Annotated in this window: 7 protein-coding genes and 1 pseudogene; 5 read left to right on the top strand and 3 right to left on the bottom strand. The window is 75.4% G+C overall.

The genetic code is table 11. The annotated features are described in order from the left end of the window. Window positions 1-126 precede the first annotated feature (126 nt). A complete protein-coding gene (locus EF918_RS28735) occupies window positions 127-1,515 on the top strand; it encodes a DUF2252 domain-containing protein (protein WP_125651850.1) in 1,389 nt (462 codons plus the stop codon). Here the strand turns inward: EF918_RS28735 and EF918_RS28730 are convergent. From EF918_RS28730 to EF918_RS28720, 3 genes and pseudogenes are all read right to left on the bottom strand, one after another. After that, window positions 1,507-2,418 (bottom strand): STM4011 family radical SAM protein, encoded by a 912-nt coding sequence (locus EF918_RS28730; RefSeq protein ID WP_185921967.1) that lies wholly within the window; start codon window positions 2,416-2,418, stop codon window positions 1,507-1,509. The two genes, EF918_RS28735 and EF918_RS28730, sit on opposite strands and share 9 nt — an antisense overlap. A 5-nt stretch (window positions 2,419-2,423) precedes the next feature. Beyond that, window positions 2,424-3,767 (bottom strand): STM4012 family radical SAM protein, encoded by a 1,344-nt coding sequence (locus EF918_RS28725; RefSeq protein WP_125651848.1) that lies wholly within the window; start codon window positions 3,765-3,767, stop codon window positions 2,424-2,426. Beyond that, window positions 3,764-4,279: pseudogene (locus tag EF918_RS28720) on the bottom strand (STM4013/SEN3800 family hydrolase); the annotation flags it as partial. The pseudogene EF918_RS28720 and the gene EF918_RS28725, both read right to left, overlap by 4 nt. 19 nt (window positions 4,280-4,298) lie before the next feature. Between EF918_RS28720 and EF918_RS28715 the strand changes: the two are divergent. The 4 genes from EF918_RS28715 to EF918_RS28700 all read left to right on the top strand — a co-directional run bounded on the left by EF918_RS28715 (window position 4,299) and on the right by EF918_RS28700 (window position 7,942). Continuing rightward, on the top strand, window positions 4,299-5,087 hold the full coding sequence (locus EF918_RS28715; protein ID WP_260610772.1) for a glutamate racemase: 789 nt from the start codon (window positions 4,299-4,301) through the stop codon (window positions 5,085-5,087). Continuing rightward, on the top strand, window positions 5,084-5,482 hold the full coding sequence (locus EF918_RS28710) for a cytidine deaminase (RefSeq protein ID WP_125651847.1): 399 nt from the start codon (window positions 5,084-5,086) through the stop codon (window positions 5,480-5,482). Before EF918_RS28715 ends, EF918_RS28710 begins: the two co-directional genes overlap by 4 nt. Window positions 5,483-5,664: 182 nt before the next feature. Continuing rightward, window positions 5,665-7,362, top strand: a complete 1,698-nt coding sequence (locus tag EF918_RS28705; RefSeq protein WP_221889768.1) for an ATP-binding cassette domain-containing protein — start codon at window positions 5,665-5,667, stop codon at window positions 7,360-7,362. A 64-nt stretch (window positions 7,363-7,426) separates the two neighbouring features. Next, window positions 7,427-7,942, top strand: coding sequence for a hypothetical protein (locus EF918_RS28700; RefSeq protein ID WP_125651845.1), 516 nt, complete (start codon window positions 7,427-7,429; stop codon window positions 7,940-7,942). The last annotated feature ends 84 nt before the right edge of the window (window positions 7,943-8,026 follow it).

Here is an 8,026-nt window from a genome sequence, read left to right as displayed (position 1 = left end):
GCGGGATCCCCTCCCCTCCTCCACCATTCCAGCACCGCCCCCGCCGCCGCGCACATCCGGCGGCCTCCCGGCGGCGGTGCCATCCTGGTGCTGCACGGCACCAGCCCCGTCGCCAGGAGGACCGCCATGGCGATGCTCACCCCCGCGGAACGTGCGGCCGTCGGCCGCGCCGCCCGGCAGCGGGCTCCGCGTTCCGCCCACGCCGACTTCGCGCCGGACCCGGACCGGCCCGACCCCGTCGACGTCCTCGAACAGCAGGCCGCCGGACGGCTCACCGAGCTCCTGCCGATCCGCTACGGCCGGATGGCCGAATCACCGTTCCGCTTCTACCGCGGCGCCGCCGCCGTCATGGCCGCCGACCTGGCCGGCACCCCCGACTCCGGCCTGCGCACCCAACTGTGCGGCGACTGCCACATGATGAACTTCGGCCTCTTCGGCTCCCCGGAACGCAACCTCCTGTTCGACCTCAACGACTTCGACGAGACCCTGCCCGGCCCCTGGGAGTGGGACGTCAAACGGCTGGTCGCCAGCCTGGCCATCAGTGGCCGGGACAACGGCTTCTGCGACGACGAGCGCGCCGAGATCGTCCGCGGCGCCGCCCGCTCGTACCGCGAGACGATGCGGTACTTCGCCACCCAGCGCACCCTCGACGTCTGGTACGCCCGCGTCGACGAGGACCGGCTGCGCGAACTGGCCGACCAGGACCTGCGCCGCCGCGGCCGCAAGGCGCTGGCCGAGGCACTGGAGAAGGCCCGCGGCCGGGACAGCCGCCAGGCCCTGGACAAGCTGACGGAACTGGTCGACGGGGAGTACCGGTTCGTCTCGGACCCGCCCCTGGTCACCCCGCTGAGCGAGCTGATGCCCCGCGACGAGGAGCGGGCCTTCGAGGCGATGATGGCCGAGCTGATCGGGCAGTACGCGCTCACCCTCCCCTCCGACCGCCGCCATCTGCTGTCGCAGTTCCACGTCGTCGACATGGCCCGCAAGGTGGTCGGCGTCGGCAGCGTCGGCACCCGCTGCTGGATCGTCCTGCTCCTCGGCCGCGACGGCAGCGACCCGCTGGTCCTCCAGGCCAAGGAGGCCGGCGAGTCCGTGCTCGCCCCCTACGCCGGCCCGGCCGAGCACCGCAACCAGGGCGAACGCGTGGTGGCCGGGCAGCGGCTGATGCAGGCGGCCACCGACATCTTCCTCGGCTGGACCCGGGTGAACGGCATCGACGGCCGGCAACGGGACTTCTACGTCCGGCAGCTGCGCGACTGGAAGGGCAGCACCGACCCGGCCGAGATGGTGCCCCGCGGCATGCGCACCTTCGGCGAGGTCTGCGCCGCCACTCTGGCCCGCGCCCACGCCCGCTCCGGCGACCGCGTGGCCATCGGCGCCTACCTGGGCCGGGGCGAGGTCTTCGACCAGGCCATGGTCGGCTTCGCCGAGCGCTACGCCGACCAGAACGAGCGCGACCACCGGGCCCTGCTCGACGCGATCGCCGCCGGGCGGCTCACGGCGCAGTCAGCCTGACCGCACCGGAGCAGCCCCGGCCGGAACCCCGCCGACCGGGATCCGTTCGAGGACCCCGTCCGCCGGGATCCGCTCCAGCACCCCGCCCGCGAACACGTCGTACAGCGGCAGCGTCTCCAGGTGGACGTACCCGATGTGGCAGTCGCACACCGCCAGCGGGCAGGGCCGCGGGGCCAGCCCGGCGCGGTACGAGCCGTCGTAGAGGTTGCCCAGCTCGGCCCGGACGAAGTGGCAGCGGCGGACGGTGCCCTCGCCGTCCACGGAGACCACCGATTCCCCGGCGCGGCAGGGCAGTCCGGCCGAGCGGTGGGGGTGCCGGCTGTACGGGAAGAGCGGGTCCAGCGCCGTCCAGGCCGCCGCCTCCCCGTCCGTGTACGTGTGCCCCTCGGCGGCGTTCGCCCACAGGTAGACCCCGCCCGGCAGGTCGGCCCGCAGCCGCCGGGCGGGCTCCAGGTTCTCCGGCAGGCCCACGATGCCGACGCTGTACCGGATGCCGCGGTCGGCCAGGTCCCGCACCTTCGCCAGGAACCGCTCGTACGGCGTCTGCCCCGGGTGGTACGTGCACCACAGCGCCACGGTGCCCGGATCGGCCTCGGCGAGCCAGTCCGTACGGCAGCTCAGGTTGGTCTGGATCGCCACGCGGGCCACGTGCGGCTGGTGCGAGAGCTCGACCAGGGCCCGCCGGTACCAGGAGCGGACCAGGCCCTCGCCCCACGGGGTGAACAGGACCGAGAGCCGGTCACCGGCCCGGTCGGGCGCCGTGGCCCAGCCGGTGAACCGTTCCAGCGCGGCCCGGTCGGCCCGGAGCTGCTCGGCGGAGTCGCGCCGCTTGGCGAAGGGGCAGTACGGGCAGTCGTAGTCGCAGGAGGCGAGCGGACCGCGGTACAGCAAGGTCAGGTCCACGGCGGCTACTTCGCCTCGTAGGCGGCCATCGCCGCCCGGACGGCCGGCGAGAACAGCGCGGGGCCCAGCGCGTCGGAGTGCGCCAGCCCCTCCGGGCTCAGCCGCAGCAACGGCCCCGTGCCGCCCTCCTGGAGCCAGCCGCGCGCGGCGAAGGCCGCCAGCTCGGCGGGGAAGTCCGCCCACGGATCGCTGCCGAACCGCTCGCGGTACTCCTCGACCGGCATGCCCTGCGCCTGGAGGACGGACTGCAACAGGTGCCGCCGGCGCGCCTCGTCGCCCTCGACCCACCGGCCGGTCTGCGCCCGGCCGAAGTCCTCGGCGGAGGTCACCGTGTAGGCGTCGACGATCGCCCGGATCTCGCCCATGTCGACGGCGTAGTCGAACGAGTAGTGCAGCGCCGAGGTGTACGAGCGGGCGCCGCAGCCGAGGCCGATCATGCCGTCGGTCTGGCAGGCGTGGTCGTCCGGACCCTGCGGGGCCGCGCCGGCCCGGCGGAACATGCGCATCGACACCTGCTCGTAGCCCTGGGCGAGGAGGTGGTCGCGGCCCCGGCGGTAGAGGTCCAGGCGCTGCTCGTCCCAGTCCCGGTCGGAGTGGGCGGTGCGCCGGGCCAGACCGGTCAGGGGGCGGACGTACAGCGGGTAGAGGTAGAGCTCCTCGGGCCGCCAGGCGAGCGCGGCGTCCAGCGAGGCCCGCCAGGTGGCGGGGGTCTGGCCGTCGATCCCGTAGATGAGGTCGATGTTGAGCACCGGGATCCCGGCGGCACGGATCCGCCCGAGCGCGGCTTCGACCTCGGCGCGCCGCTGGGGCCGCACCGCGGACCGGGCCTCCTCGTCGACGAAGCTCTGCACGCCCAGGCTGAGCCGGGTCGTGCCCCGTTCGGCCAGGACGGCCAGCCGGTCGGCGGTCGCGGTGGCCGGCGAGGCCTCGACGGACAGCGGAACGGCCCGCAGGTCGGCGCCCATGCGCTGCTCGGCGATGTCGCAGAGCCGGACCAGCTCGTCGGCGGTCAGGAACGTCGGCGTGCCACCGCCGAACGCGGCATTGGCGAACCGCACCGGGCGGCCGCCGTCACCCTCGTCGAGCGCCGCGCGGACGGCCACGGCCTGGCGTTCCAGCGCGTCCAGGTACCGGCCGGTGAGACCGCCGGGGGCGCCGATCCGGGTGAAGAGGTTGCAGAAGCCGCAGCGGACCTCGCAGAACGGTATGTGCAGGTACAGCGAGAGCGCGTCCTTGGCCTCGCCGCGCCACAGGTCCCGCAGGGCGGGCCGGTCCGGCAGCGGCCGGTAGGCCGTCTTGTGCGGGTAGGCGTAGACGTAGCTGTCGTACGGGCGGACGGCGGCGGTCATGCGGACGGCTCCAGGAAGAAGTGGGCGTACGGCACGGTCCAGACGGCCTCGTGGGCGAGGCGGTGGCCGGTGTAGCCGCCGTCGCCGTAGGTGGTGCCGTGGTCGGAGCAGACGATCGCGAAGCAGCGGCGCCGTGCGCTCATCGCGGCGAAGAGCCGGCCGACGTGCCGGTCGACGTACTCCAGCGCGGCGGCATGGGTGGCCCGGGTGTCCCCGGCGGCGCGGGTGGCGCCGGGGGAGTGGAACCAGTTGGGCTGGTGCAGGGCGGAGGCGTTGACGAAGAGGAACAGCCGCTGGTCCGCGGGCAGCCCGGCCACCACCTGCTCGGCCCGCTCGACCTGCGCCTCGAAGGAGGTCGGGGAGGCCACGCCGAACGCCGGCTCCCAGTGGCTCTCCTGGAACATCCCGGGCAGGACGTCGCCCAGCGCGCCCTGCTTGTTGAAGAAGCCCACGCCACCGATGCACACCGTGCGGTACCCGGCCGCGGCCAGGCCGGAGACCAGGTCGGGGGTGGTCGATTAAGGTGACCAGGTGAAGATCGCGCTCATGGACTCCGGAATCGGCCTCCTCGCGGCGGCCGACGCGATGCGGCGGCTGCGGCCGGACGCCGATCTCGTGCTCTCCTCCGACCCCGACGGCATGCCGTGGGGCCCGCGCACCCCGGAGGACCTGACCGAGCGGGCGCTCATGGTGGCCCGGGCCGCCGCCGCCCACCGCCCGGACGCGCTCATCGTCGCCTGCAACACCGCGACCGTGCACGCCCTGCCCGCCCTCCGGGCGGAGCTGGAGCCCGCGATCCCGGTCATCGGCACCGTCCCGGCGATCAAGCCGGCCTCGGCCGCCGGCGGCCGCGTGGCCATCTGGGCCACCCCGGCGACCACCGGCAGCCCGTACCAGCGCGGCCTGATCCGCGACTTCGCGGGCGGCGTCCACGTCACCGAGGTCCCGTGCCCCGGCCTCGCCGACGCCGTCGAGGCCGCCGACCAGGAGGCCGTGGCCCGGGCCGTGTCCGCCGCGGCGGCGCTGACCCCGGCCGACATCACCGACCTGGTGCTCGGCTGCACCCACTACGAGCTGGTGGCCGACACCATCCGCACGGCCCTGGCGCTGCGCGGCGCCACCGCGGCCGAAGCGGTCTTCCACGGTTCCGCCGAGCCCGTCGCCCTCCAGGCGCTGCGGCGCATCGGGGCGCACCCGGAGCCGGAGCTGCCGCGCACCGGCGGCCTCACCGTGCTGGCCTGCGGCCGCGAGGCCGAACTCCCGCCGGCCGCCCTGACCTACCCCGAGGGCCAGGCCCTGGCGGGCGTCCCGGTCCGATGAGCCCGGAGGACAGGGAGCTCGTCGAGGCCGCCACCGCCCTGGCCCGTACCCGCTGCCACGGCGACCACCACACCATGGCCGCCGTCGCGCGGGCGCGCGACGGGCGCCTCGTCCACGGCGTGAACGTCTACCACTTCACCGGCGGCCCCTGCGCCGAGCTGGTCGCGCTCGGCGCGGCCGTCACCCAAGGGATCCAGGACCTGGTCGCGATCGTCGCGGTCGGCGACCGGGAGCGGGGCGTCGTCCCGCCCTGCGGCCGCTGCCGCCAGGTCCTGCTGGACCTCCACCCCGGCCTCCGCGTGATCGTCGGCCACGGCGACCGCATGCGCGCCGTGCCCGTGGCGGAGCTGCTGCCGGAGAGCTACGTCTGGGCCGATCACCAGGGCGACGACTAACTCCCCCTTTCCCCCCTCGCGCCCGACCGCCGGATCGGCGAGACGAAGCGTCTTGCATGTCCGGCGTCGGTGGTCTACCTTTGCCTGCATAACGAGACGAGACGACTCGTCTCGAACAGCGCCCCACCGCGTCCCCTGCGAAAGGACCTCGCTTGCGCACTCCGTCCCCCGCCACCACCCAGATCGTCCTGTCCGAGGTCACCAAGCGCTACGGCACCCACGTCGTCCTCGACCGCGTCAGCGGCACGGTCCGGCCCGGTGAGCGGGTCGGCGTCGTCGGGGACAACGGCTCGGGGAAGTCGACCCTGCTGCGGCTGCTCGCCGGGCGGGAGCAGCCCGAGCACGGGCAGGTCACCGTGCTGGCGCCCGGCGGCACCGGGTACCTGGCACAGACCCTCGGCCTGTCCCCGGCCGCCCGCGTCGGCGACGCCGTCGACCTCGCGCTCGCCGACCTCCGCGCCCTGGAACGCCGTATCCGCGCCGCCGAGGCCGGCCTCGCCCACGCCGGGCCCGAGGGCCTCGCCGCCTACGACGCCCTGCTCGCCGCCCACGAGGCACGCGGCGGCCACGACGCCGACCGGCGGGTCGCGGCCGTGCTGCGGCGGCTCGGCGAACGCGCACCGCTCGACCTCGACCGGCGCCTGGGCACCCTCTCCGGCGGCCAGCGCTCCCGGCTCGCCCTGGCCGGGGCGCTCGCCGCCGAGCCCGAGCTGCTGCTGCTCGACGAACCCACCAACGACCTCGACGACGAGGCCGTCGGCTGGCTGGAGGAACACCTCCGGGCGCGCCGCGGCACGCTGGTCGCCGTCACCCACGACCGGCTCTTCCTCGACCGCGTCACGACCACGATCCTGGAGGTGGACCCCGACCGGCGCACCGTACGCCGCCACGGCAACGGCTACGCCGGCCACCTGGCCGCGCTCGCGGCCGACCGTGCCCGCCGGGCCCGGGAGTACGAGCAGTGGTGCGAGGAGCACGCCCGGGCGCAGCGGCTCGCCGCCTCCCACAGCGCTCACCTGGCCGCCGTGCCGCGCAAGGGGCCGCGCGGGTTCAGCGGGGCCGGAGCCTTCCGCGCCCGGTCCCGGGCCCACGGCGCGATGGGCCGGATCCGCAACGCCCGCGAGCGGCTCCAGCGGCTCGAACGCGACCCCGTGGCCCCGCCGCCCGAACCGCTCCGCTTCACCGGCCGGTTCGACTCCGGCGAGGACACGGCCGGAGCCGGCCCCGTCGTGGCCGACGGGCTGGCCCTGCCCGGGCGGCTGGAGCCCGTCTCGTTCCGCCTCGAACCGGGCGACCGGCTCCTGGTCACCGGACCGAACGGCGCGGGCAAGTCCACCCTGCTGCGGCTGCTCGCCCGCGGGGCGGGTGAGACCGGCCACGTCGGCGGGACCGATGCGCTCGAACGGCCCCACGGGGAGCTCCGGCGGCCCCCGCGGGTCGGGCTGCTGCGGCAGGACGACCCGTGGGCCGCCGAGTCCCGGACCGTCACCGAGGCGTTCGGGCCGGCGGGGGCCGAGCGGGTCACCGCCCTCGGCCTGCTCACCCCGGCAGACCTCACCCGGCCGGTCCGCGAGCTGTCGGCCGGCCGGCGCCGCAAGCTGGAGCTGGCCCGGCTGGTGGCCGCCGGCCCGCTCGACCTGCTGCTGCTCGACGAGCCGACCAACCATCTGGCCCCCGCCGTCGTCGAGGACCTGGAGGCGGCGCTGGCCCGGTTCACCGGCACGGTGGTGCTCGTCACCCACGACCGGCGGCTGCGGGCCGCTTTCACCGGGCACGACCTGCAATTGACCCCGGCCGGACCCGCACGGAGCACCCGGTCCGGTACGTCGGCCGGCGCCGCGGCCGGCGTGTTTGCCGCCGCCGGCGCCGGGCAGACGTAGCACCCTCGCACCGAGTGGCCGAGAGGCGGTGGCACGCGTGCGGAACGTGAGTACGCTGCTGCACATGAGGGATCACCCCCCGGGTCCGCTCTGGACCGGCCGCGCGTCCAACCGCGCGCAGTGGCTGCTCGCCGTCGTGGGCGCCGCGTTCGTCGTGCTGGGCGTCCAGCTCGCCGTCGCCTCCAACTGGACCTCGGGCATCGTCCCCCTGGTGATGTCCGTGGTCGGCTGCCTCGCCGCCGGGCTGCTGATCCTCTTCGGCACCCTGGCCTTCGTCCACGTGGCCGTCACCGTCGACGCCGAGTCCCTCGTCGTACGGTGCGGCCACATCGGGCTGCCCCGGTGCACGATCCGGCTGGCCGAGGTGACCGCCGCCGAGTTCGTGCCGCGGGTCTCCCCCCACCAGTGGGGCGGCTGGGGCTACCGGTGGCGCCCCGAGAAGGGCACCGCCGTGATCGTCCGCCGCGGTGAGGGCGTCGAACTGCGGCTCGACGACGGCAAGATCTTCACCGTCACCGTGGACGACGCCGAGAACGCCGTCCGGGTCATCCGCACCCACCTGCGCGCCCTGGCCCGCTGACCGCACGGCCCCCCGGCGTACACTCCGCAGATGAGCAGCAGCGTCACCCGCGCGGACCAGCCCGCGCCGCCCGCCGACCCGGCC

Origin of the sequence: Streptomyces sp. WAC06614 (genome assembly GCF_003949795.1) — a bacterium.
Lineage (GTDB): Bacteria > Actinomycetota > Actinomycetes > Streptomycetales > Streptomycetaceae > Streptomyces.
Note: the sequence above shows the minus strand (reverse complement) of the source record. Positions and strands in the feature narration are given on the sequence as shown.

Bases quoted from the DNA above. Each gene is read 5' to 3' on its own strand.
- EF918_RS28735 (WP_125651850.1), top strand. From the start codon at position 127: ATGGCGATGCTCACCCCCGCGGAACGTGCGGCCGTCGGCCGCGCCGCC.
- EF918_RS28700 (WP_125651845.1), top strand. From the start codon at position 7,427: ATGAGGGATCACCCCCCGGGTCCGCTCTGGACCGGCCGCGCGTCCAAC.
- EF918_RS28725 (WP_125651848.1), bottom strand. From the start codon at position 3,767: ATGACCGCCGCCGTCCGCCCGTACGACAGCTACGTCTACGCCTACCCG.
- EF918_RS28710 (WP_125651847.1), top strand. From the start codon at position 5,084: ATGAGCCCGGAGGACAGGGAGCTCGTCGAGGCCGCCACCGCCCTGGCC.